Here is a 23,271-nt window from a genome sequence, read left to right as displayed (position 1 = left end):
AACCGCTGACCTCTTGCATGCCATGCAAGCGCTCTCCCAGCTGAGCTATACCCCCGTTCGTGTCGCCACGTTCAGGGCGCCAGACTGGCACCGAGACTGTTTCCATCAACTGCGCTGCTGTGTCACCAGCAACGCCATTCAACTATCTGGCGGAGTGGACGGGACTCGAACCCGCGACCCCCGGCGTGACAGGCCGGTATTCTAACCAACTGAACTACCACTCCGCGTGGTTGTCGGCTGCGCTGACATCGCTGTCAGCCAAGTGCCGTCAAAACTTGGCGTCCCCTAGGGGATTCGAACCCCTGTAGTCACCGTGAAAGGGTGGTGTCCTAGGCCTCTAGACGAAGGGGACTGAATTCCTTCATGCAACCTGATCGACGCTCTACCCGACACACTCTGCAACCAGACACCGACCCAGATTGCTCTGGTGGTGGAGGTAAGCGGGATCGAACCGCTGACCTCTTGCATGCCATGCAAGCGCTCTCCCAGCTGAGCTATACCCCCTTTAGATGCGCATTTGGATTTGCATCCTTCGGGTTGCCCGGCTGCTTTGTCGTTTCGAACAAAGCGTCGTTCAAGCGAGAATGAGAGTATATGTCGATTTTTCTGCCGTTGGCAACTGTCAGATGTTTTTCTGCAACCGTTGCACGACAACGTCACGTTCGAACAACACCAGCGCCGCATCGACAGACGGGGTCTGCGAACGGCCACACACCAGCAGGCGCACCGGGATGGCCAGTTGGGGCATCTTCAGGCCGAATTCGCCCAGCGTGTCCTTGATGGCCTGGCTGATGGCGGGAGCTTCCCAAGCCACGGTCTTCAGGCGTTCCGCCAGCGCAGCCACAGCCGGCTTCACGGCGTCGGTCAGCTTGGCAGCCAGTTCGTCGGCCGGCGGAGTCACGTCGGCCACGTACATGCTCAGCCAGTCGGCCAGTTCCACCGTCGTCGAGCAACGGTCCTTGAACAGCGCGCAATGCGGGGCCAGTGCGGCGTCGTCGGCCACGGCGAGGCCCTTCGCGCGCAGGTGTTTCGCCACCAGGGCGGAAAGCCGCTGATCGTCCGCATGCTTGACGTAGTGCGCGTTCACCCACGCCAGCTTGGCCGCATCCCACTGGGCCGGGCTCTTGTTGAGGTGCGAGCCATCGAACCACGACACCATCTGCTCGATGGTGAACAGCTCTTCGTCACCATGGCTCCAGCCCAGACGGGCCAGGTAATTCAGCATGGCTTCGGGCAGATAGCCCATTTCTTCGTAGTTCGACACCGCCACGGCGCCGCGGCGCTTGGACAGTTTGGTGCCGTCGTCACCCAGGATGACGGGCAGGTGGCCGAACTGCGGCAGCGCGGCGCCCAGCGCCCGGTAGATGTTGATCTGCCAGGGCGTGTTGTTGATGTGCTCGTCGCCACGGAAGACGTGGGTGATCTGCATGTCCCAGTCGTCGACCACCACGGCGAAGTTGTAGGTGGGCACGCCGTCCGGACGCTGGATGATGAGGTCGTCGATCTCGCGGTTGTTGATCGTGATCGGGCCCTTGACGAGGTCGTCCCAGGTCACGTCGCCTTCCAGCGGGTTGGCGAAGCGCACCACGGGCTTCACGCCCTCCGGGATCGGGGGCAGCACCTTGCCCGGTGCGGGGCGCCAGCGGCCGTCGTAGCCGGTCTTCTCGCCGCGGGCCTTCTGGGCCTCGCGCATGGCGTCCAGCTCTTCCGGCGTGGCGTAGCAGCGGTAGGCCGTGCCGTTGGCCAGCATCTGGTCGATCACCTGCTGGTAGCGGTCCAGGCGCTGCATCTGGTAGATCGGGCCTTCGTCGTAGTCGAGGCCCAGCCAGTGCATGGACTGCAGGATCTGCTCGACCGACTCCTGCGTTGAGCGGGCCACGTCGGTGTCTTCGATGCGCAGCACGAACTGGCCACCATGATGGCGGGCGTAGGCCCAGGAATACAGCGCGGTGCGGGCGGTGCCCAGGTGCAGGTAGCCGGTCGGCGAAGGGGCGATCCGGGTGCGGACCACGCCGGTAGGTTGGGAAACAGCGTTGCTCATGTGTTGAGGGTATCCAGGCCACGGGCCAGGTCGGCCGTGATGTCATCGATGTGTTCAAGGCCAACGGCCACGCGGATCATGCCCTGCGTGATGCCGGCAGCCAGGCGCTGGGCTTCGGTCAGGCGCCCGTGCGAGGTGCTCGACGGGTGGGTGATCAGCGTCTTGGTGTCGCCCAGGTTGGAGGTGATCGAGCACAGGCGGGTCTGGTCGATCACGTGGAAAGCGGCCTGACGCAGGCGCAGGGCGGCCTCGTCCAGCGTGGCGGGGCCGGGCACGGTGACGTTGCCGGTCGCCGGTTTCGTTGTGAAGGACACGACGGCGCCGCCGCAGCCACTCTGCTGCCGCATGGCGAGTTCGTGCTGCGGGTGGCTGGGCAAGCCGGGGTAGAAGATCTGGTCGACCTTCGGGTGCCGCTCGAGCCACTGTGCGAGCTTGAGCGCATTGGCGCTCTGCGCGGCCATGCGAATGGACAGGGTCTCGAGGCCCTTGAGCACGACCCAGGCATTGAAAGGCGAGAGCGCCATGCCGGCGCCGCGCAAGGTACTCATCAGCGGGCCATTGATGATGGCGTCAGGCCCGCACACGGCGCCGGCCAGGACCCGGCCCTGCCCGTCCAGGTACTTGGTGCCCGAGTGGATGATGAGGTCGGCACCCAGGTCCACCGGCTTCTGCAACGCGGGGGTGCAGAAGCAGTTGTCCACCGCCAGCAGGGCACCGTGGGCGTGGGCGATCTCGGCCAGAGCGGCGATGTCACACACCTCGGTCAGCGGGTTGCTCGGTGTTTCGGCAAACAGCAGCTTCGTGTTGGGCCGCATGGCGTCGCGCCATTGCTGCACGTCGGTCTGCGACACGAAGGTGGTCTCGACACCGAACTTGCCGAACTGGGTGGCCAGCAGGGTGATGGTCGAGCCGAATACGCTGTGCGAGCACACCACGTGATCGCCCGCCTTGAGCGGGCCCATCACCATCAGCAGGATGGCACTCATGCCGCTGGCGGTGGCCAGGCAGGCTTCGGTGCCTTCGAGCGCGGCCAGGCGGCGCTCGAACATCATCGTGGTCGGGTTGGTGAAGCGCGAATAAACGAACGCTTCTTCTTCGTTGGCAAAGCGCGCCGCGGCCGTGGCCGCATCCGGGTGGTTGAAGCTGCTCGTCAGGAACAGCGCTTCGGAGTTCTCGCCCCATTGCGTGGGCGGCAGGCCCTCGCGCACGGCCAGCGTCTCGATGCGGGCATCGGCTGGCAGGTCGCGGCGCGGCAGTCTTTTCTTGTCGTTGTCGGCCATCAGCGGCACCTTTCCTTGGGCGGCCGCAGCCAGTGGCCGGCCGACCCGGTTGCGAATCCGACCCCGGCCCATGCGGGCCGGGGTGGCAATCACTCAGACTGGTTCTGCAGCGCCAGACGCGAGTTGACCGCTTCTTCCTCGTCCTTCTGCGTCAGGCGCTGCGATTCGATGGCCGCGAAATCGGCGGCGCTGACATCGCCCGTGATGTAGCAGCCGTCGAAGCACGAGGCCTCGAATCCCTTGATGTCGGCGTTGAGCTTGCCGACCACCTTCTTCATCGCATCGACGTCCTGATAGATCAGGGCGTCGCAGCCGATGATCTTGCGGATGTCATCATGGGAGCGGCCATGGGCCACCAGCTCGGTCTTGGTCGGCATGTCGATGCCATAGACGTTGGGGAAGCGCACAGGCGGCGCAGCCGAGGCCAGGTAGACCTTCTTGGCACCGGCCTCGCGGGCCATCTGCACAATCTCCTTCGACGTCGTGCCGCGCACGATGGAGTCGTCCACCAACAGCACGTTGCGGCCCTTGAACTCCATGCTGATGGCATTGAGCTTCTGGCGAACCGACTTCTTGCGCACGCCCTGCCCCGGCATGATGAAGGTCCGGCCCACATAGCGGTTCTTCACGAACCCTTCGCGGTAGGGCTTGCCCAGCTTCTGGGCCAGCTGCATGGCCGACGGGCGGCTTGACTCAGGAATGGGGATGACGACGTCGATCTCGGACGGCGGCATCGTGGAGATCACGCGTTGCGCCAGGGTTTCGCCCATGTTGAGGCGAGCCTGGTAGACCGAGACACCGTCGATGACGGAGTCGGGACGCGCCAGGTACACGTACTCAAACATACAGGGGTTGAGCACGCTCTTCTCGGCGCACTGGCGGGCATGCACCACGCCGTCCAGATCGACGAAGAGCGCTTCGCCCGGCGCCACGTCGCGCACCAGGCGGTGACTCGTGCCTTCCAGGGCCACCGACTCGCTGGCCACCATCACTTCACGGCCTTCGGGCAGATCGGCCTCGCCGTAGCACATCGGGCGGATGCCATACGGGTCACGGAAGGCGACCATGCCGTGGCCCGCGATCAGGCAGATCACGGCGTACGAGCCCTTGATTCGCTTGTGCACGGCACGCACGGCCTGGAAAACGGCGTCCGGCGTCAGCGGCAGTTCGCGACCGGCGAGTTCCAGTTCATGCGCGAACACGTTCAGCAGCACTTCGGTGTCGCTGTCCGTGTTCAGGTGACGGCGGTCGATGTCGAACAGTTCCTCGCGGAGTTCGTGGGCGTTGGTCAGGTTGCCGTTGTGCACGAGCACGAGGCCGAACGGCGCGTTCACATAGAACGGCTGGGCCTCTTCCTCGTTGAATGCATTGCCCGCGGTCGGGTAGCGCACCTGCCCCAGACCGACGGTGCCTGGCAGCGCGCGCATGTTGCGCGTACGGAAGACGTCCTTGACCATGCCGCGCGCCTTGTGCATGTAGAACTTGCGACCATGCGCATCCGGTCCTGCCGTCACGATGCCAGCCGCATCCTGACCGCGGTGCTGCAGTAGCAACAACGCGTCATAGATCAACTGGTTGACGGGCGCCTTGGAAATCACACCAACGATGCCGCACATGGTTCACCTCTTCCAATTCAACAAAATCGAGTCACGATTGCTCGGGCAGGAATTTGACCACCTGCCCGGGCAGAACGGGGCGCAGCCCGTCCAATAACACTGCGAGCCACGCGACACCGCGTGACGATTGCCACGGACCCCATTGGGCCAGCGGCGTCATGTTCACCAGGGTGGCGACCAGCAAGGCCACCACCACCCCGCGTGCCAGGCCGAATCCAGCGCCCAGCACCCTGTCCGGCCCGTTCAGCGGCGATTCGCGCGTCAGCTGCGTCACGCCCCAGCTCAGCAGGGCCCACACCAGCCACGCGAGCACGAAGGCGACCAGCATCCCGGAGATCAGGTTGAGCCTGCCGCCCGGCTCGCCCACCGGCAGATGGGGGGCCACGGCTGGACCGAACCACTGCGCCGAGACATAGGCCGCGCCCCACCCCAGCAGCGACATGACCTCGTGCACCAAGCCGCGCCACGCGCCCACGATGACGGACAACGCGAGGCCGATGAGCAGGGCCAGGTCGATGAACGACCAGGCGTTGCTGGCGTCCGCAGGGTTCACTGCATCCATGGGGTCAGGGAGAAAGGCTTCCTCACAGCGTCAGGATGTTCCCACCCAGGCCCGCCTTGCGCAGGCTGGCCATGGCCTTCTCAGCCTCGGCCTTGTCGGCGTAGGGCCCGATGCGGACGCGAATGCGCTTGCCCCCAGGGGTCTCGACCACCTGGGTGTAGGTCTTGATGCCCAGACGCTCGACCTTCTGCCTGACCTCCTGGGCCTTGGCCGCCTCGCCAAATGCGCCAACCTGAACGATGTAGCGTCCACCGTCGGCCTTCTCGGTCGGCTTGCTGGCCGCTGCACGGGCCTCGGCCTGGCGGCGTTCGGCCGCCTTCTGCTCGGCAGCCTTCAGCTCTGCGGCCTTCTGATCCGCTGCTTTCTGCTCGGCCAGACGGCGGACGTGCGCCGCCTCGGCGGCCTTCTCCTTCTCGGCCGCCAGGCGTCTGGCTGCGGCCTGATCGGCGGCTTTCTCTGCGGCCTTCTGTTCTACGGCGTTCGGCTCGGCCTGCTTGCGCTCGGCCTCACGCGCGCCAGCTGGGTCACGGGGGGCATCCGCGGTCGACTCGACCACCTCGCGCTCGGTCATGTCCTGCTCGCGTGCGGTCTGTGCCGGCTCCACCACCTCGGCCGGGGGGGGCGTCACGATGCCCGCCACACCCACCTTGCCCGCCACGGCACGGCCGGAGACGGGCGCAGGGTCACCCTGGGCGCGGGGCGTGCCGGCCTGTACGACCTCGACTTCACTGGACATCGGCCGAGGCTGGGTCTCGAAGAGCCATGGGAAGCCGATGACCCCCGCTCCCACCAGCACGGCCATGCCGATCAGGCGACGACGTGCCCGCGTGCGCGTGGCCTCGATGTCGGCCTGGGACGGCGGCAGGGACTCGGCCGCCGGGGCCTGGACCGCAGGGCCGCGACGCAGAAGGCGCTGGAAAAACGATGACAGCGACATGCTCGGCTTGGAAAATAGGAAAAGCGGGGGCTGGCAGCCTGATCAGGCTCCGTCGCCGCCCGCCTTCAGATGGGGCGCGTTCAGCTTGGGCAAGCCCTCGTGCAACACGCCGCCCACGGTGTAAAACGACCCGAAAACCACGATTCTATCCGCCGGGTCCGCCGCCGCGAGGGCAGCTCTGAGGGCGCTCATCGGATCCGGGTGGGTGCTGATCGTGGCCTTCGGAGCGGTGGCCATTGGGCGGGCTGTCACTTCATCGGTGATCACCTGGGCGAGCTGGGCGGCCGTGGCAGCGCGCGGTGTCGGCAGGTCGCAAACATGCCAGGCATCGACCAACGGGCGCAGCTTCGCCACCATCCCAGCCGCGTCCTTGTCGGCCATGGCGCCCCACACGGCATGCGTGCGCGGGAAAAAGCCCATCTGATCGAGGTTGACGGCCAGCGTGGCGACCGCATGGGGGTTGTGTGCCACGTCCAGAATCAGTGTGGGTTGACCCGGGATGATCTGGAAGCGGCCGGGCAACTCCACCGTGGCCAGGCCGGTGCGCACTGCCTGCGCCGACACCGGCAGACGCGGACGCATCGCCTCGAGCGCGGCCAGCACGCCCGACGCGTTCAGCAGCTGGTTGGCACCGCGCAGCGCCGGATACGCCATGCCGTTGAAGCGCTTGCTGCGCCCGCCCCAGGACCACTGCTGGCGGTCGCCCGCGTAGTTGTGGTCGCGGCCGAAGAGCCACAGGTCTGCGCCGAGGGCCGCCGCGTGGTCCACCACGCTTTGCGGCGCCTGCGGATCGGAGACCACGGCCGGGCGCCCTGCCCGCATGATGCCGGCTTTCTCGCGGCCGATGGCCTCGCGATCGGGACCGAGCCACTCCATGTGGTCCAGGTCGATGCTGGTGATGATGGCGCAGTCGGTGTCGATGATGTTGACGGCATCCAGCCGCCCCCCGAGGCCCACTTCCAGGATCACCGCGTCCAGCCCGGCCGAGGCCAGCAGGCGCATGATGGCCAGTGTGGTGAACTCGAAGTAGGTCAGCGGGGTATCGCCCCGCGCGGCCTCGATGGCCGCAAAGTGCGGCACGAGCTGCTCGGCTGTCACCAGCTCACCCTGGATGCGGCAGCGCTCCTCGAAGCGCACGAGGTGCGGCGAGCCGTACACGCCCACGCGGAAGCCCGACGACATCAGGATGCCCTCGAGCATCGCGCAGGTCGAGCCCTTGCCGTTGGTGCCTGCCACCGTGAACACCACCGGGGCGTCACGCCCGCTGTCTTCCTGCCCCATCGGCGTGCCCAGTACCACGCCGGTGCGCGCCCACACCGAACCCACGCGGTCCAGCCCCATGTCGATGCCGACCGGGTGCAGGCGTTCGCAGTGCGCGAGCCAGTCGTCCAGCGTGCGCGGGTTGGCCGAAGGGGAAGACGTGTCGGAAGCGGTCATGTCGACAGGGTCAGGAAGAAAAGCAAACGGGCTGCACCGTGGCGCAGCCCGATCGGTGAAGGCCTTTCGGCCTTCCGGACAGACAGGGGCTCAGCCTGCGACGGCGTCGGCCGGCTGGCGCGTCAGCATGGCGAGCTGGCGGGCGATGGCCTGACGCAGTTCGCGGCGGTCGAGGATCATGTCGACGGCGCCCTTCTGCAGCAGGAACTCGGCGCGCTGGAAGCCTTCCGGTAGCACTTCGCGCACAGTGTTCTCGATCACGCGGGGGCCGGCAAAGCCGATCAGGGCCTTGGGTTCGGCGATCACCACATCGCCCATGAAGGCGAACGAGGCCGACACGCCACCCATGGTCGGGTCGGTCAGCACGCTGATGTAGGGCAGCTTCGCCTTGGCCAGGCGGGTCAGCGCGGCGTTGGTCTTGGCCATCTGCATCAGGCTCAGCAGGCCTTCCTGCATGCGGGCGCCGCCCGTGGCCGTGAAGGAGATGAACGGCGTCTTCTGCTCGACGGCGGTTTCCACGCCGCGCGCGAAACGCTCACCCACCACCGAGCCCATCGAGCCGCCCATGAAGTCGAACTCGAAGCAGGCCGTCACGACCGGGATGCTGTGGACCGAGCCACCCATCACGATCAGGGCGTCCGTCTCGCCGGTCGATTCCATCGCCTGCTTGATGCGGTCGGGGTACTTCTTGCTGTCGCGGAATTTCAGCGCGTCGACCGGCAGCACTTCCTGGCCGATCTCGTAGCGGCCTTCGGCGTCGAGGAAGGCGTCCAGGCGGGCCCGCGCACCGATGCGGTGGTGGTGGCCGCACTTCGGGCAGACGTTGACGTTGGCCTCGAGGTCGTTCTTGTAGAGCACCGTCTCGCACGACGGGCACTTGACCCACAAGCCCTCGGGCACCGAACGACGCTCGGACGGGTCGGTCGGCTGGATCTTCGGGGGCAGCAGTTTCTCAAGCCAGCTCATGCTCAGGCTCCTTTCAGGGTATCGAGGGCAGCGCGGATCTCGGCAATGAAGCCGCGCGCAGCAGAAACAACGGTGTCAGGCGATTGCGTCTCGAGCAGTTGCACGATGCGCGAGCCGATCACGACGGCATCGGAGACGGCGGCCACGGCTTTGGCGGTCTCGGCATCGCGGATGCCGAAGCCCACACCGACCGGCACGTTCACGTGGGCCTTGATGCGCGGCACCATGGCGGCCACGGCGGCCGTGTCCAGGTGGCCGGCGCCCGTCACGCCCTTGAGCGAGACGTAGTAGACGTAACCCGCAGCCACGCGGCCGACATCGGCCATGCGCTGCTCGCTGGACGTAGGCGCCAGCAGGAAGATGGGGGCCAGGCCTTCCGCCTTCAGGCGCGCGGCGAACTCCTCGCACTCTTCCGGCGGGTAGTCGACCACCAGCACGCCGTCGACGCCCGCGGCCTTCGCGTCGCGCACGAAGCTGCCGGCGCCATGACGGAGGTCGTGGTTCTCGATCGGGTTGGCGTAGCCCATCAGCACCACCGGCGTGGTGGCGTTGCGCTCACGGAAGGCCTTCACGTCGGCCAGCACATGGGCCAGCGAGATGCCCTTGACCAGCGCGCGCTCGGCAGCCTTCTGGATCACGGGGCCGTCGGCCATCGGGTCGGAGAACGGCACACCCAGTTCGATCACGTCGGCGCCGGCTTCGGCCATCGCGAGCATCAGTTCGACGGTCTTCTCGGGGTACGGGTCACCGCAGGTGATGTAGGGGATCAGTGCCTTGCGGCCCTGTTCCTTCAGCGTGGCAAAGGTCTGGTCGAGGCGGGTCGTCATCACACGCCCCCCTTCACCGACAGGCCACGGCACGACGGCCGGCAGTAGAACTCGGCACCAGTCAGATCGGCCACCGTGCCGATGTCCTTGTCACCGCGACCGGACAGGTTGACCAGCACGTGCTGATCCGGCTTCATGGTGGCGGCCAGCTTCATGCCATAGGCCACGGCATGGCTGGACTCCAGCGCCGGGATGATGCCCTCGGTGCGGCACAGGCGGTGGAAGGCTTCGAGCGCCTCCTGGTCGGTGATGCCGACGTACTCGGCACGACCGATGTCCTTCAGGTAGGCGTGCTCGGGGCCGACGCCGGGGTAATCGAGGCCCGCCGAGACCGAGTGGGTCTCGGTGATCTGACCGTTCTCGTCCTGCAGCAGGTAGGTGCGGTTGCCGTGTAGCACGCCCGGCACGCCCTTCTGCAGCGACATCGAGTGCTTGCCGCTCTCATAGCCTTCGCCCGCCGCTTCCACGCCGATCAGGCGCACGCCTTCATGCGGGATGTAGGGGTAGAAGATGCCCATGGCGTTCGAGCCACCGCCCACACAGGCCACGACGGCGTCCGGCTGGCGGCCGATCTGCTCGGGCATCTGCTTGAGGCACTCCTCGCCGATGACGCTCTGGAAATCGCGCACCATGGCCGGGTACGGGTGCGGACCCGCAACCGTGCCGATGATGTAGAAGGTGTTCTCGACGTTGGTCACCCAGTCGCGCATGGCTTCGTTCAGCGCGTCCTTCAGGGTGCGGCTGCCCGACTCGACCGGCACCACCTTGGCGCCCAGCAGGTGCATGCGGTAGACGTTGGGCGACTGGCGCTTGACGTCTTCGGCACCCATGTACACCACGCACTCGAGGCCATAGCGGGCGCAGATGGTGGCCGTGGCCACGCCGTGCTGCCCTGCCCCGGTTTCGGCGATGACACGGGGCTTGCCCATGCGCTTGGCCAGCAGCGCCTGGCCGATGGTGTTGTTGACCTTGTGTGCGCCGGTGTGATTCAGGTCTTCGCGCTTGAAGTGGATCTGCGCGCCGCCCACTTCGCGGCTCAGACGGGCTGCGTGGTAGATCGGGCTGGGGCGGCCGACGAAGTGCGCCAGCTCCTTGCGGAACTCGGCGTTGAACTCAGGGTCATGGCGGTAGTGCTCGTAGACGTTCTTCAGTTCTTCGAGCGCGTAGATCAGGGTCTCGGAGACGAAGGTGCCGCCGTAGGGACCGAAGTGCCCGCGGGCATCGGGCTGGTTGTAGTTCAGCATGTGACTCTCAAGGAACTCGGACGCGGTTGCCACCGGAATGGGGTCGGCAGCCGCTTCAAACGGTTTCGGCACAAAGCCGGTCGGCCGTTCGCACGGCCTCACAGAAACGGCGCATCAGCGCGGCATCCTTGATGCCCTTGCTGGCTTCCACGCCCGAACTGACGTCCACGGCCCAGGGCCGCACGCGCCGCACGCCTTCTTCCACGTTACCGGGGTGCAGGCCACCCGACAGAATCATTGGACGCGACAGGCCCGTCGGCAACAGGGACCAGTCGAACACCTGTCCGCCGCCCCCGTAGCCCTCGACATGGGCATCCACGAGCAAGGCCTGCGCATCGGCATAGGACGAGGCGAAGTCTAACAAATCGAAACCTGGCGCCATCCGGGCTGCCCGGATGAACGGCTGTCCGCCCGCCAGCGAGACGCACTCGGCCGGTTGTTCGTCGCCGTGAAACTGCAGCAGCGCCTGAGGCAGGGCCCCGCGCACCGCGGCCGTCAGGGCGGCATCGGCGTTCACCAGCAGCACCACTGGTGTCACAAAGGGAGGCAGACGGCATGCCAGCTCCACCGCACGGGCCAGCGGCACATGCCGGGGACTTTTGGGGTAAAGCACGAACCCGATGGCGTCAGCACCGGCTTCGACCGCAGCGTCGACATCGGCCTCGCGCGTGAGGCCACAGACCTTGATGCGGGTGCGATGGAAGGCGGGTAAAGGCGACGTCAGACTGGGGGGCATCCCGACATGGCGGCAGACTGTGCTGCAGCGCCGGTGGTGACAACCCGTGGATTGTCGCAAAATTCGGCCCTCAGGCCAATCTCCCGCCCGACGCCAGGGGGCACGGCAGAGCCCGGTCAATGTCCCGCGCCATCGTCCGGCAGCGGTTGAGGCAGCCATGACAGCCCAGGCACCTGACTGGGCAGGCCCCAGCCCGCGTCGTACTGCGGCCCCAGGAAGTACAATCCGTCGGGCGAGAACGTCGGCGCGGCCACCTTGCGGTCGCGGGCTTCGAGCACGCGCCGCACCCACGACACCGGCTGGGTGCCGGTGCCCACCGCGATCAGGCAGCCCATGATGTTGCGGATCATGTGATGAAGAAACGCCTGCCCCTCGAAATCGAAGCGCCAGTAACGGTGCGGCACGTCGCTCTCACGCGGGGGCACGAAGGGCGTGGCGGGCCGGCATGACGCAATGCGGATCTCGCGCAGGTGCTTGACCGGCGTCGGCGACTGGCACTGCGACGAACGGAAGGAGCTGAAATCGTGCTCGCCGATCAGCAGGGCTGCGGCCTCGCGCATCGCCTGCAGGTTCAGCGGCCGGAAGACCCAGCCTACCTGCCCCGCCTCGATGGCCGGCTTGATCGGCGACTCGAGCAGGATGTACGCATAGCGGCGCCCGATGGCGCTGTTGCGCGCATGAAAGGTGTCAGGGACCTCGGCCGCCCACTGCACAGCGATGTCGGGCGGCAGAAAGGTGTTCGTGCCGCGCACCCAGGAAAACGACGCCCGGGACAACGGCGTATCCAGGTGCACCACCTGGTTGATGCCATGCACGCCGGTGTCGGTACGCCCGGCACACACGGTCTTGACCGGATGCACGGCGAACTCGCTCAGCGCGTGCTCCAGCGCATCCTGCACTGTGCCGCCATAGGGCTGGCTCTGCCAGCCGGTGTAGGCGCCACCACGGTAAGAAACACCAAGGGCGACCCGCCGGGTCGCCCTTGCGTCGGGCCGGGAGGCGTCTCGGGCATCCGGGTCGGCCACCGGAGTGACCAGACCCGGCGCCCGCGCCGGTTCCTCATGCTGCATCGTGTCGCATCATCCCAGTGAATCGAGCATGCCCTGGGCCTTGGCGCGCAGCGCCGCGTCCTGGGTGTTGTCGAGCACTTCATTGAGCAGCTCGCGGGCACCGTCGACATCGCCGATCTGTCGGAACTCGTCAGCCAACTCCAGCTTGCGAGCCATCGGATCGGTGAGCGAGGAATCCGCGGCAGGCTGGTTGAGCCAGTCGTCCTCGCCTGCCACCTCGGCCGCCGGGATCGGCTCGGCAGCCTCTCCTGTCGGCACATCGAGGTCGAGGCTGATCGACTCCATGTCGAAGGCCGGGTCCGGTGTGGCAGCAGGCTGGGCTGCGGGCGCAGCAGGCGGGAACTCGTCCAGATCGAAGTCGAGGCCAGCGTTGTCAGGCGACGTGGCCGCCGGGAGCTCCGGCAGTTCGACCGGCTCGGCGGATGCCGGCGGGTTGCCCAGATCAGGCAGATCGTCGTTCAGGTCCAGCGGCGGCAGGTCATTCAGCTCGACGGCCGCAGGCGACACCGAGTCGGTCACCTCGTCCAGCGGCGCCGGACCCGAGATGTCGAGGTCCAGGTTCACCATGTCGACGTCGTCCGGCTCGGCCGCGACCGGCGGGGCCACGGAGTCGAGCTGGCTGGGAGCCGGCATCACGGAGTGCGGCACGGTCGAGGCGCCCAGGGCGTCGGTCGACTCACGGGCCACATCCTGCTCGGAGGGGCGCCCGCCCGGCTGGTACAGCGGGTTTTCGGGGTCGATGCCCAGGCCCATTTCCTGGGCCTTCGCCCAGTCTTCACCGACACCACCCGTCAAGGCAAACAACTGCACGGCCAGCTGCTCATAGCCCTTGGTGTCGCGGCGCTTGGCGTAGACCTCCAGCAGCTTGGTGCGCACGGCCAGACGGTCGGGCGTGCTGCGCAGGGCCTCCTTGAGGATTTCTTCGGCCTGCAGGTCCCGGCCATAAGCCAGGTAAACATCCGCTTCTGCCACCGGGTCGACGTCACCGATGGCATCCAGCTGGCTGAGCGAATAGCTCATTGACGAAGGACCGCCCGTCGCGTCGCGGGTGTCGACGCGCTGACCGCCGCTGGCCCCAAAGAAGGAGTCGGGCTGCAGCCGGCTCTCCAGGAAAGACGTTTCACCGGAGTCGGTGCGGCGACGCGAGCGGAGGAACATCAGCCCGCCAGCCAACAAAGCCAGGGCGGCACCGCCAGCGGCAAGCAGCATCGGGTTGACCGTGGCCAGCAGGCCCGGCTCTTCGGGCTCGGGAGCAGGCGGCGGTGCCACCGGGGCGGGCGCCGGCACCACCGGCGCAACCGGCGAAGCGGCAGACGCCGGCTCGGACGCGGCGTTTGCCACGGCCGTGGCCGACGCGGCTTCCGAAGCCGCGACTTGGGGCGCGTCGGTCAGCGGCTCGGACGCCGGGGCCGGCGAGCCGGAGGGCACGTCCTCCAGCGGCTTGGCAGGTGCCGAGGGCACGGGAGCCGGCTTCGGTGCCGGGGGAGCCGCCGCAGCCTTCTCCTTCAGTTGACGGAGTTCGTCGAGGTTCTTGGACAGTTCGGCCACGCGGGCCGTGCTTTCCTCCTTGGCACGCGACTTCGCGAGGCGATCTTCCACCGAGGCGTTGCCACCCGCGGCCATGCCGCCCTTGCTCAGGGTCAGCTTGTCGGGGGTCTGTGCGGCGGCCTGCTTCTGGTCCTTGACCTCGGCTTCGACCTGCCCCTTGACCTGACGCTGTGCCTGGCCGGGAACCGACTCGGTCACGGTGCCGGCCAGACGTTGACGGTAGGCGGCGAAGTCGGCGCTTTCGGCAATGATGATCTTGCGCGCTTCCTGCGGGCTGATCTCGCGGGCCTGGTCGGCAGAAGGCAGATCCAGAACGGCACCCGCCTTCAAGCGGTTCATGTTGCCCTGGAAAGCCTTCGGGTTCGCGCGGTACAGGCTCACCAGCATCTGGTCGAGCGACACGCCCGGCTGCAGCTTGCGGGAGGCGATCGACGACAGGGAGTCGCCCGAGCGCACGCGGACGCTGTCGGCAGACGACGAGGCGGCCGCAGCGGACGGCGTGCTGCCCGGTGCTTCCGCAACCGGTGCCGAGGGAGCGGGCGCAGGGGCCGGAGCGGAGGGCGCGGGCGGCGCCGGACGGCTGGCCCTGCGCTCGGCGCGCACCGCCGGCTCGGCAGGACGCTCCGCAGCCGGCCGGGACGGCGCACGCGACGCCGCGGCATCGGTGGTCGGAGGCGGCGTGACGGGCGATGGCACGGTGATGGCCGGTGAGGTGGCCTGCGCCGGCGCACGGCTCGACGGGGGATCGAACAGCAGCGTGTACTCACGCACGAGACGCCCTGTGGACCACGACAGATCAAGAATCACGTCGACAAACGGCTCCTGAACAGAGCGGTCGCTGGCGATGCGCAGGTAAGGACGGCCGTCAGCGCGCCTCTGCAGCGTGATGTTGGTGGTGGCGAGCACCGGGTTGTAGTCGACGCCCGCTGCGCGGTAGGTTTCCGGGGACGCCACACGAACCTGCAGCGAAGCACCCTCTTCCGTCGTGAGGCTGCTCAGATCGATCTCGGCGCGGAGCGACTCGCCCAGCGCAGACTGCACATTCAGCTTGCCCAGACCCAGCGCCCAGGAGGCCCCGGGCAAGCCCGCCAGCACGGAAAAGACTGCGGCCAGCGCAACCCGATTCAGGGCAAATCGCCCCGAGGACAACGAATGATCTTTCAAGGCGTCTCCCAAGTCGTCGTGACGGTGCATGCGTCGACCTCAATACGACCGGATCGGACAAGACCCAGGAGGCGCGACCCCACCCGCAGACGGTACGCAGCAGAAAACACAATAACAGCCGCTAGATACGGTGACAAGCTCATGCATTTACTGACAAAAGCCAGTGTCAGCATGGTGCCTGTCCCCGCCCCCTTGGCGGGGCATGATTGTCGCCTTGCGGCCACACGCCCCACCTTTGATTTTGTGACCAGACGTTGCAACCGCTGCCTTGATCAGCGGCTGCCCGGCCTTGCTTTTCGATGGGTAAAAACGCTCACGCGTCCAGCAGGATGCGCAGCATGCGGCGCAGCGGCTCGGCGGCACCCCACAGCAGTTGGTCACCGATGGTGAAGGCGCCGATGTAATCCGGGCCCATGGCCAGCTTGCGGATGCGGCCCACCGGGATCGTCAGCGTACCGGTCGTGGCCACCGGGGTCAGGTCCTTGACCGTCGCCTCGCGGGTGTTCGGCACGACCTTCACCCATTCGTTGTCGGCGGCGATCATGGCCTCGATGTCCGCCAGGGGCACGTCCTTCTTGAGCTTGAAGGTCAGAGCCTGCGAGTGGCAGCGCATGGCGCCGATGCGCACGCAGAAACCGTCGACCGGGATCGCGGCCGAGCCGAAGCCCTCGCCCAGACCCAGGATCTTGTTGGTCTCGGCCATGCCCTTCCACTCTTCCTTGGACTGGCCGTTGCCCAGGTCCTTGTCGATCCAGGGGATGAGCGAGCCACCCAGCGGCACGCCGAAGTTGGCCGTTTCGGCTTCGGTCAGCGAACGCTGCTTGGCGATGATCTTGCGATCGATTTCCAGGATGGCGCTCTTGGGGTCGTCCAGCAGGGCCTTCACTTCGGCGTTCAGCGTGCCGAACTGGGTCAGCAGCTCGCGCATGTGCTGGGCACCGCCGCCCGAAGCCGCCTGATAGGTCTGGGTCGACATCCACTCGACCAGCCCGGCCTTGTACAGCGCGCCCACGCCCATCAGCATGCAGCTGACGGTGCAGTTGCCGCCAATCCAGTCCTTGCCGCCGTTGGCCAGCGCATTCTTGATCACGGGCATGTTGACCGGATCCAGCACGATGACGGCGTTGTCCTTCATGCGCAGCGACGAGGCGGCGTCGATCCAGTGGCCGTTCCAGCCGGCGGCGCGCAGCTTGGGGTACACGTCGTTGGTGTAGTCGCCGCCCTGGGCCGTCAGGATGATGTCGCAGCGCTTGAGCTCGTTGATGTCGTAGCCGTCCTTCAACGTCTTCTCGTTCTTGGCCATGGCCGGGGCAGCGCCGCCGGCGTTGGAGGTCGAGAAGAACAGCGGTTCGAAGTGGGCGAAGTCGCCTTCGGCCTGCATGCGGTCCATCAGCACCGAGCCGACCATGCCGCGCCAGCCGACCAGACCAACCAGAGTCGTAGCCATGATGAATTTCCTTCAGTGATTCAGTGTTGTGTAGCGAGCGGTTCAGCCCGGTCGGTCATTGCGCCTTCAGGGCGGCCACGACGGCTTCGCCCATCTCGACTGTGCCGACCTTCTGCGTGCCTTCCGAGAAGATGTCCGGCGTGCGCAGGCCCTGCTCCAGCACGGCCTGCACGGCGCGCTCGATGCGGGCGGCGGCCTCTTCCTGGTTCAGGCTGAAGCGCAGCATCATCGCGGCCGACAGGATGGTGGCCAGCGGGTTGGCGACGCCCTTGCCGGCGATGTCCGGGGCCGAGCCGTGGCTGGGCTCGTACAGGCCCTGGCCCTTGGCGTTCAGCGAGGCCGAGGGCAGCATGCCGATCGAACCCGTCAGCATCGACGCTTCGTCCGACAGGATGTCGCCGAACATGTTGCCGGTCACGACCACGTCGAAGCGCTTGGGCGCCTTGACCAGTTGCATGGCGGCGTTGTCCACGTACATGTGGTCCAGCTCGATGTCGGGGTACTGTGCGTGCACCTCGGTGACCACGTCCTTCCAGAACTGGAAGGTTTCGAGCACGTTCGCCTTGTCGACGCTGGTGACGCGCTTGTTGCGCTTGCGGGCGGCCTGGAAGGCCACATGGGCGATCCGCTCGATCTCGGGCTTGCTGTAGCGCATCGTGTCGAAGGCTTCCAGCGCGCCCTTGAACTCGCCATCCGGGGCCTCGCGGCGTCCACGGGGCTGACCGAAGTAGATGTCGCCGGTCAGCTCACGGATGATGAGGATGTCCAGGCCGGCCACCAGCTCGGGCTTGAGGCTCGAAGCGTGGGTCAGCTGCGGGTAGCAGATGGCCGGGCGGAAGTTGGCGAACAGGCCCATGTTCTTGCGCAGGCCGAGGATGGCCTGCTCGGGGCGCAGATGGCGCTCGAGCTTGTCGTACTTCCAGTCACCCACCGAACCGAACAGCACGGCGTCCGAGGCCATGGCCAGGTTCAGCGTGTGCTCGGGCAGCGGGTGGCCGTGGGCGTCAAAGGCGGCGCCGCCGACCTTGGCTTCGTCCAGCTGGAACGGCAGGTCCAGCACCTTCAGCACCTTGACCGCCTCGTTGACGATCTCGGGGCCGATGCCGTCACCCGGCAGCACAGCAATCTTCATGACCATGGTGTTTCTTCTCGGAAATCTCAGACGATGCGGTTGTTCAGCCAGGGCTTCTGCGCCAGGCGCTCGGCTTCATAGGCCTTGATCTTGTCGGCGTGGCGCAGGGTCAGGCCGATGTCATCGAAGCCATTGAGCAGGCAGTACTTTCGGAAGGGCTGGATGTCGAACGACAGCTCAGCGCCATCGGGCTTGACCACGACCTGACGCTCAAGATCAATGGTCAGTTCGTAGCCCGGGAACGCGAACACCTCGTTGAACAGCTGGTCGACCTGCGACTCGCTCAGCACGATCGGCAGCAGGCCGTTCTTGAAGCTGTTGTTGAAGAAGATGTCGGCAAAGCTCGGGGCAATGATGGCGCGGAAGCCGTACTGCTCAAGCGCCCACGGTGCGTGCTCACGGCTGGAGCCGCAGCCGAAGTTCTTGCGGGCAAGCAGCACGGACGCGCCCTGGTAGCGGGGCTGGTTGAGCACGAAGTCGGGATTCGGCTTGCGGGTGGCCGGATCCTGACCCGGCTCGCCGGCATCCAGGTAGCGCCACTCGTCGAACAGGTTCGGGCCGAAGCCGGTGCGCTTGATCGACTTCAGGTACTGCTTGGGAATGATGGCGTCGGTGTCGACGTTTTCCCGGTCCATCGGGGCAACCAGGCCCTTGTGAATGCGGAATGCTTGCATGGTGTTTACTTTTTCGCCGCGTTGGAGATGGTCTCACCGGCCCTCTCGAGGTCCTGCCCGAAGCCGCGCACCGTGTTGCAGGCGCTCATGGCCCACAAGGTCATCAGCATCAGGATCAGGGCTGCCAGACGTTGCATGTGCTTGCTGCCTCAGGCGAGACGACGGACGTCGACAAAGTGGCCTTCCATGGCTGCCGCGGCCGCCATGGCCGGGCTCACCAGATGGGTACGCCCGCCTGCACCCTGACGGCCCTCGAAGTTGCGGTTGCTGGTGGACGCACAGCGCTCGCCCGGCTCCAGGCGATCCGCGTTCATGGCCAGACACATGGAGCAGCCCGGCTCACGCCATTCGAAACCCGCTGCCTTGAACACCTGGTCGAGGCCTTCACGCTCGGCCTGTTCCTTCACGAGCCCCGAGCCAGGAACCACCATGGCGAGCTTGATGTTCGAGGCCACGCGGCCACCCATGCGCTTGACCACCGCGGCGGCTTCACGCATGTCTTCGATGCGGCTGTTGGTGCACGAACCGATGAAGACCTTGTCGACGCGGATGTCGTTGATGGCCTTGTTGGGTTCGAGCGCCATGTACTGCAGCGCGCGCTCCATCGCCGAGCGCTTGACGGGGTCCTTTTCCTTGTCTGGATCCGGCACGCGGTCTTCGATGGACAGCACCATCTCGGGCGAGGTGCCCCAGGTGACCTGCGGCTTGATCTCGTCGGCGCTCAGCTCGACCACGGCGTCGAACACGGCATCCGGATCGGAGTGCAGCGTGCGCCAGTAGGCCACGGCCTGCTCCCACTCGACGCCGGTGGGCGTGAAGGGGCGACCCTTCACGTAGTTGATCGTGGTGTCGTCGACCGCCACCAGGCCGGCGCGCGCACCGGCCTCGATGGCCATGTTGCACACCGTCATGCGGCCTTCCATGCTGAGTGCGCGGATGGCGCTGCCGGCGAACTCGATGGTGTAGCCCGTGCCGCCGGCCGTGCCGATCTTGCCGATGATGGCCAGCACGATGTCCTTGCCCGAACAGCCCTTGGGTAGCGAGCCCTCGACCTTCACGAGCATGTTCTTGGCCTTCTTGGCCAGCAGCGTCTGGGTGGCCATGACATGCTCGACCTCGGAGGTGCCGATGCCGTGGGCCAGCGCGCCAAAAGCGCCGTGGGTGGAGGTGTGGCTGTCGCCGCAGACCACGGTCATGCCGGGCAGCGTTGCCCCCTGCTCCGGGCCGATGACGTGCACGATGCCCTGGCGCTTGTCGCCCATCTTGAACTGCGTGATGCCGAAGCGGTCACAGTTCTTGTCGAGCGTGTCGACCTGCAGCTTGGACACCGGGTCCTTGATGCCTTCGCGGCGGTCGGTCGTGGGCACGTTGTGGTCGCTGACGGCCAGGTTGGCCGACAGGCGCCACAGCTTGCGGCCGGCAATGTCGAGGCCTTCGAACGCCTGGGGGCTGGTCACTTCATGCACCAGCTGGCGATCGATGTACAGGACGGCGGTGCCGTCTTCCTCGGTGTGGACGACGTGTTCGTCCCAGATCTTGTCGTAGAGCGTGCGTCCCATGATCCTGTCGCGCGGGGAAGGGGCAGACTGCCCCCAGGTTGGGGAAAGTTGTCAATTTTACGACAGCCCACAGCACCCGCGCGCGCGCCGCCTCACGCGATCCCCCCGACAACATGGGCACTCCGCCCCGTGCGACGGCCTTTTGCGACGGCGTCAGCGACAGCCCGCTTCGGAGGAAGGTGCGGGCGGGCTCCCTGCTTGGGGATCGGTCCGCACGGGCATGCAGCGGCCGCCAAGGCACTGATCGCGATAGCGGGGCGGAAGGGTGCCGAAATGCCCACCACACACCCGCGCCAAGTAAAAAACCCGGCCGGGGCCGGGTTTCGAGGGGTTCACTGGCCCGACCAGCGGGCCATGTGAAGCGATCAGCGCTTGCCGATCGGAGCCACGTCGCGCTTCTCGGCGCCGACGAACAGCTGACGCGGACGGCCGATCTTGTACTCGGGGTCGCCGATCATTTCGTCGAGCTGGGCGATCCAGCCGACGGTGCGGGCCAGCGCGAAGATCGCGGTGAACAGGGGCACGGGGATGCCGATGGCGCGCTGCACGATGCCCGAGTAGAAGTCGACGTTCGGGTAGAGCTTGCGCTGCACGAAGTAGTCGTCTTCCAGAGCGATCTGCTCGAGCTTCTTGGCCAGGGCGAACAGCGGGTCGTTCTCCAGGCCCAGCTCGGCCAGCACTTCGTTGCAGGTTTCCTGCATCAGCTTGGCGCGCGGGTCGTAGTTCTTGTACACGCGGTGACCGAAGCCCATCAGGCGCACGCCCGAGTTCTTGTCCTTCACCTGGTTCATGAACTCGCCCACCTTCGAGACGCCGCCCATGGCCTGGATTTCTTCCAGCATGTTCAGGCAAGCCTCGTTGGCACCGCCGTGAGCCGGGCCCCACAGGCAGGCCACGCCAGCGGCGATGGCCGCGAACGGGTTGGTGCCCGACGAGCCGCACAGACGCACGGTCGAGGTCGAGGCGTTCTGCTCGTGGTCGGCGTGCAGGATGAAGATGCGGTCGAGGGCACGCTCGAGCACCGGGTTGACCTTGTATTCCTCGCACGGGGTGGCGAACATCATGCGCAGGAAGTTGCCGGCGTACGACAGGTCATTGCGCGGGTAGATGTAAGGCTGGCCCACCGAGTACTTGTAGGCCATGGCCACCAGCGTCGGCATCTTCGCGATCAGGCGAACGGCGGCGACCTTGCGGTGCTCGGGGTTATTGATGTCCGTGCTGTCGTGATAGAAGGCCGACAGCGCGCCCACCAAGCCGGTCAGCACGGCCATCGGGTGCGCGTCGCGACGGAAGCCACGCAGGAAGAACTGCATCTGCTCGTTGACCATCGTGTGGTTGGTCACGCGGTTGACGAACTCGTCCTTCTGCGACTGGTTCGGCAGATCGCCGTTCAGCAGCAGATAGCAGGTTTCCAGGAAGTCGCAGTTGGTGGCCAGCTGCTCGATGGGGTAGCCGCGGTACAGCAGCTCGCCCTTGTCACCGTCGATGTAGGTGATCTTCGAGTTGCACGACGCCGTCGACAGGAAGCCCGGGTCGTAGGTGAACTTGCCGGTCTGGCCGTACAGCTTGCGGATGTCAATCACATCCGGGCCGACAGAACCCTTGTAGATGGGCAGTTCCATGCTGGGGCTGCCGTCAGAAAACGACAGGGTGGCTTTCACGTCGGACGGGGTCATGAGCACTCCTAAGGGGTCGGTCTTGTGAGAGAAATGGAAACTTCGGGTACCAGGGCCAGCTGACAGCAATGTGCCCTCTGCGGTCCGCTCGGCGCGGCATCAGAGGGCAACATTCACGCTGGCTTCACACGCATCAGCGACAGCACCTGCAGGACTTCGGGGGATGCCAGCTCACCTTCGGGCTCCTTGCGGGCCAGCAGGAGATCCAGCAGATCATTGTCAGACAGGTCCATCAATTGAAGCAATCCCTGGACCAGCGGTGTGGTCAGACTCGCCTCGTGCTGCTCGAAAAACCGATCGATGAAGATGTCGTTCTCGAGCAACCCACGACGACAGCGCCAGCGCAGCCGACGCAGGGTGTCCGGGTCGGGCATCAGGTCGGCAGGCACGGGAGCGGTCATCGGAATGGGGGTGGGCTGTTGCGCACAAGGGCGAGAGGGGATGGAAGGCGGCCGGGTTCAGACGGCGCGCTTGACCATCAATTCCTTGATCTTGCCAATGGCCTTCGTGGGGTTCAGGCCCTTCGGGCAGACGTCCACGCAGTTCATGATGGTGTGGCAACGGAACAGACGGTACGGGTCTTCCAGGTTGTCCAGGCGCTCGGCCGTGGCCTGATCGCGGCTGTCTGCGATGAAGCGATAAGCCTGGAGCAGACCGGCGGGGCCGACGAATTTATCGGGGTTCCACCAGAAGCTCGGGCAGCTGGTCGAGCAGCTGGCGCACAGGATGCACTCGTACAGGCCGTCAAGCTCTTCGCGCTCTTCGGGCGACTGCAGGCGCTCCTTGTCGGGCGGCGGCGTGTCGTTGACCAGGTACGGCTTGATCGAGTTGTACTGCTTGAAGAACTGCGTCATGTCCACGATCAGGTCGCGGACGACGGGCAGGCCGGGCAGCGGCTTCAGCACGATCGTGCCGGGAAGCGTGCGCATGTTGGTCAGGCAGGCCAGGCCGTTCTTGCCGTTGATGTTCATGGCGTCCGAACCACACACGCCTTCACGGCACGAACGGCGGAACGACAGGGTCGGGTCCACAGCCTTGAGCTTGACCAGGGCGTCCAGCAGCATGCGCTCGTGACCGTCGAGTTCGATCTCGATGGTCTGCATGTAGGGCTTGGCGTCCTTGTCAGGATCGTAGCGATAGATCTGGAAAGTGCGCTTTTGGCTCATGATGAATTCCTAATGCTGGGTCGCTTCGATCAGAAGGTACGGACCTTCGGCGGCACCGATTCCACGGTCAGCGGCTTGAGGTTCACAGGCTTGTAGTCCAGGCGGTTGCCTTCGGAGTACCACAGCGAGTGCTTCATCCAGTAGATCGGAAGAGCACACGTCTGAACTCCAGTCACCGGATAACATCTC

General features: G+C 66.2%; 20 protein-coding genes and 3 tRNA genes. All 23 read right to left on the bottom strand.

The annotated features are described in order from the left end of the window. Positions 1-147 precede the first annotated feature (147 nt). Positions 148-224 (bottom strand) — tRNA-Asp (locus Q0Z44_RS14725). Between the two features lie 52 nt (positions 225-276). Next, positions 277-352: transfer RNA gene (locus Q0Z44_RS14720), tRNA-Glu, on the bottom strand. A 76-nt stretch (positions 353-428) separates the two neighbouring features. Beyond that, positions 429-504: transfer RNA gene (locus Q0Z44_RS14715), tRNA-Ala, on the bottom strand. Positions 505-622: 118 nt separating this feature from the next. After that, positions 623-2,041 (bottom strand): glutamate--tRNA ligase, encoded by a 1,419-nt coding sequence (gene gltX, locus Q0Z44_RS14710; RefSeq protein ID WP_298014073.1) that lies wholly within the window; start codon positions 2,039-2,041, stop codon positions 623-625. Then, the gene (locus Q0Z44_RS14705; RefSeq protein WP_298014070.1) at positions 2,038-3,321 is read right to left on the bottom strand and encodes an O-succinylhomoserine sulfhydrylase; all 1,284 of its coding nucleotides are present in this window, start codon (positions 3,319-3,321) and stop codon (positions 2,038-2,040) included. The genes gltX and Q0Z44_RS14705 overlap by 4 nt, the downstream gene beginning before the upstream one ends. 89 nt (positions 3,322-3,410) lie before the next feature. Further along, positions 3,411-4,937, bottom strand: a complete 1,527-nt coding sequence (purF, locus tag Q0Z44_RS14700; RefSeq protein WP_298014067.1) for an amidophosphoribosyltransferase — start codon at positions 4,935-4,937, stop codon at positions 3,411-3,413. A 31-nt stretch (positions 4,938-4,968) separates the two neighbouring features. Continuing rightward, positions 4,969-5,499 (bottom strand): CvpA family protein, encoded by a 531-nt coding sequence (locus tag Q0Z44_RS14695; protein ID WP_298014063.1) that lies wholly within the window; start codon positions 5,497-5,499, stop codon positions 4,969-4,971. Positions 5,500-5,521: 22 nt separating this feature from the next. After that, a complete protein-coding gene (locus tag Q0Z44_RS14690; protein ID WP_298014060.1) occupies positions 5,522-6,436 on the bottom strand; it encodes an SPOR domain-containing protein in 915 nt (304 codons plus the stop codon). A 42-nt stretch (positions 6,437-6,478) separates the two neighbouring features. Beyond that, positions 6,479-7,873 carry a bifunctional tetrahydrofolate synthase/dihydrofolate synthase gene (gene folC / locus Q0Z44_RS14685; protein WP_298014056.1) on the bottom strand — a complete coding sequence of 465 codons (1,395 nt, stop codon included), beginning with the start codon at positions 7,871-7,873 and terminating at the stop codon, positions 6,479-6,481. Positions 7,874-7,963: 90 nt separating this feature from the next. Then, the gene (gene accD / locus Q0Z44_RS14680) at positions 7,964-8,839 is read right to left on the bottom strand and encodes an acetyl-CoA carboxylase, carboxyltransferase subunit beta (RefSeq protein WP_294636274.1); all 876 of its coding nucleotides are present in this window, start codon (positions 8,837-8,839) and stop codon (positions 7,964-7,966) included. A 2-nt stretch (positions 8,840-8,841) separates the two neighbouring features. Continuing rightward, entirely contained in the window at positions 8,842-9,666 is an 825-nt protein-coding gene (gene trpA / locus Q0Z44_RS14675) for a tryptophan synthase subunit alpha (protein WP_294636275.1), read from the bottom strand. Continuing rightward, positions 9,666-10,910 carry a tryptophan synthase subunit beta gene (gene trpB / locus Q0Z44_RS14670; RefSeq protein WP_294636276.1) on the bottom strand — a complete coding sequence of 415 codons (1,245 nt, stop codon included), beginning with the start codon at positions 10,908-10,910 and terminating at the stop codon, positions 9,666-9,668. Before trpB ends, trpA begins: the two co-directional genes overlap by 1 nt. 55 nt (positions 10,911-10,965) lie before the next feature. After that, positions 10,966-11,646 (bottom strand): phosphoribosylanthranilate isomerase, encoded by a 681-nt coding sequence (locus Q0Z44_RS14665; RefSeq protein WP_298014051.1) that lies wholly within the window; start codon positions 11,644-11,646, stop codon positions 10,966-10,968. A 116-nt stretch (positions 11,647-11,762) separates the two neighbouring features. Then, positions 11,763-12,716 (bottom strand): tRNA pseudouridine(38-40) synthase TruA, encoded by a 954-nt coding sequence (gene truA / locus Q0Z44_RS14660; protein WP_298014048.1) that lies wholly within the window; start codon positions 12,714-12,716, stop codon positions 11,763-11,765. 9 nt (positions 12,717-12,725) lie between these two features. Then, complete coding sequence (locus Q0Z44_RS14655) at positions 12,726-15,458, bottom strand: FimV/HubP family polar landmark protein (protein WP_298014045.1); 2,733 nt, start codon at positions 15,456-15,458, stop codon at positions 12,726-12,728. A gap of 283 nt (positions 15,459-15,741) precedes the next feature. Continuing rightward, positions 15,742-16,875: an aspartate-semialdehyde dehydrogenase gene (asd, locus tag Q0Z44_RS14650; protein WP_298014042.1), complete on the bottom strand. Its 1,134-nt coding sequence runs from the start codon at positions 16,873-16,875 to the stop codon at positions 15,742-15,744. Positions 16,876-16,930: 55 nt separating this feature from the next. Beyond that, positions 16,931-18,007: a 3-isopropylmalate dehydrogenase gene (gene leuB / locus Q0Z44_RS14645; RefSeq protein WP_298014039.1), complete on the bottom strand. Its 1,077-nt coding sequence runs from the start codon at positions 18,005-18,007 to the stop codon at positions 16,931-16,933. Positions 18,008-18,033: 26 nt separating this feature from the next. Further along, complete coding sequence (gene leuD / locus Q0Z44_RS14640) at positions 18,034-18,681, bottom strand: 3-isopropylmalate dehydratase small subunit (protein ID WP_298014037.1); 648 nt, start codon at positions 18,679-18,681, stop codon at positions 18,034-18,036. Positions 18,682-18,686: 5 nt separating this feature from the next. Continuing rightward, complete coding sequence (locus Q0Z44_RS14635; protein ID WP_298014034.1) at positions 18,687-18,818, bottom strand: entericidin A/B family lipoprotein; 132 nt, start codon at positions 18,816-18,818, stop codon at positions 18,687-18,689. A 12-nt stretch (positions 18,819-18,830) separates the two neighbouring features. Continuing rightward, positions 18,831-20,240 carry a 3-isopropylmalate dehydratase large subunit gene (gene leuC / locus Q0Z44_RS14630; RefSeq protein ID WP_298014030.1) on the bottom strand — a complete coding sequence of 470 codons (1,410 nt, stop codon included), beginning with the start codon at positions 20,238-20,240 and terminating at the stop codon, positions 18,831-18,833. A gap of 365 nt (positions 20,241-20,605) precedes the next feature. Then, entirely contained in the window at positions 20,606-21,916 is a 1,311-nt protein-coding gene (gltA, locus tag Q0Z44_RS14625; protein WP_298014027.1) for a citrate synthase, read from the bottom strand. A 113-nt stretch (positions 21,917-22,029) separates the two neighbouring features. Beyond that, on the bottom strand, positions 22,030-22,317 hold the full coding sequence (locus Q0Z44_RS14620; RefSeq protein WP_298014023.1) for a succinate dehydrogenase assembly factor 2: 288 nt from the start codon (positions 22,315-22,317) through the stop codon (positions 22,030-22,032). Between the two features lie 57 nt (positions 22,318-22,374). Further along, positions 22,375-23,082, bottom strand: coding sequence for a succinate dehydrogenase iron-sulfur subunit (locus Q0Z44_RS14615; RefSeq protein WP_109037098.1), 708 nt, complete (start codon positions 23,080-23,082; stop codon positions 22,375-22,377). Between the last annotated feature and the right edge of the window lie 189 nt (positions 23,083-23,271).

This window comes from uncultured Aquabacterium sp. (assembly GCF_947366995.1).
GTDB lineage: Bacteria > Pseudomonadota > Gammaproteobacteria > Burkholderiales > Burkholderiaceae_C > Aquabacterium.
Note: the sequence above shows the minus strand (reverse complement) of the source record. Positions and strands in the feature narration are given on the sequence as shown.

Bases quoted from the DNA above. Each gene is read 5' to 3' on its own strand.
- leuD (WP_298014037.1), bottom strand. From the start codon at position 18,681: ATGCAAGCATTCCGCATTCACAAGGGCCTGGTTGCCCCGATGGACCGG.
- accD (WP_294636274.1), bottom strand. From the start codon at position 8,839: ATGAGCTGGCTTGAGAAACTGCTGCCCCCGAAGATCCAGCCGACCGAC.
- Q0Z44_RS14655 (WP_298014045.1), bottom strand. From the start codon at position 15,458: ATGCACCGTCACGACGACTTGGGAGACGCCTTGAAAGATCATTCGTTG.
- trpA (WP_294636275.1), bottom strand. From the start codon at position 9,666: ATGACGACCCGCCTCGACCAGACCTTTGCCACGCTGAAGGAACAGGGC.
- gltX (WP_298014073.1), bottom strand. From the start codon at position 2,041: ATGAGCAACGCTGTTTCCCAACCTACCGGCGTGGTCCGCACCCGGATC.
- Q0Z44_RS14665 (WP_298014051.1), bottom strand. From the start codon at position 11,646: ATGCCCCCCAGTCTGACGTCGCCTTTACCCGCCTTCCATCGCACCCGC.
- leuC (WP_298014030.1), bottom strand. From the start codon at position 20,240: ATGGGACGCACGCTCTACGACAAGATCTGGGACGAACACGTCGTCCAC.
- Q0Z44_RS14690 (WP_298014060.1), bottom strand. From the start codon at position 6,436: ATGTCGCTGTCATCGTTTTTCCAGCGCCTTCTGCGTCGCGGCCCTGCG.
- leuB (WP_298014039.1), bottom strand. From the start codon at position 18,007: ATGAAGATTGCTGTGCTGCCGGGTGACGGCATCGGCCCCGAGATCGTC.
- asd (WP_298014042.1), bottom strand. From the start codon at position 16,875: ATGGCTACGACTCTGGTTGGTCTGGTCGGCTGGCGCGGCATGGTCGGC.
- Q0Z44_RS14695 (WP_298014063.1), bottom strand. From the start codon at position 5,499: ATGGATGCAGTGAACCCTGCGGACGCCAGCAACGCCTGGTCGTTCATC.
- trpB (WP_294636276.1), bottom strand. From the start codon at position 10,910: ATGCTGAACTACAACCAGCCCGATGCCCGCGGGCACTTCGGTCCCTAC.
- Q0Z44_RS14615 (WP_109037098.1), bottom strand. From the start codon at position 23,082: ATGAGCCAAAAGCGCACTTTCCAGATCTATCGCTACGATCCTGACAAG.
- Q0Z44_RS14635 (WP_298014034.1), bottom strand. From the start codon at position 18,818: ATGCAACGTCTGGCAGCCCTGATCCTGATGCTGATGACCTTGTGGGCC.
- Q0Z44_RS14705 (WP_298014070.1), bottom strand. From the start codon at position 3,321: ATGGCCGACAACGACAAGAAAAGACTGCCGCGCCGCGACCTGCCAGCC.
- folC (WP_298014056.1), bottom strand. From the start codon at position 7,873: ATGACCGCTTCCGACACGTCTTCCCCTTCGGCCAACCCGCGCACGCTG.
- gltA (WP_298014027.1), bottom strand. From the start codon at position 21,916: ATGACCCCGTCCGACGTGAAAGCCACCCTGTCGTTTTCTGACGGCAGC.
- truA (WP_298014048.1), bottom strand. From the start codon at position 12,716: ATGCAGCATGAGGAACCGGCGCGGGCGCCGGGTCTGGTCACTCCGGTG.
- Q0Z44_RS14620 (WP_298014023.1), bottom strand. From the start codon at position 22,317: ATGACCGCTCCCGTGCCTGCCGACCTGATGCCCGACCCGGACACCCTG.
- purF (WP_298014067.1), bottom strand. From the start codon at position 4,937: ATGTGCGGCATCGTTGGTGTGATTTCCAAGGCGCCCGTCAACCAGTTG.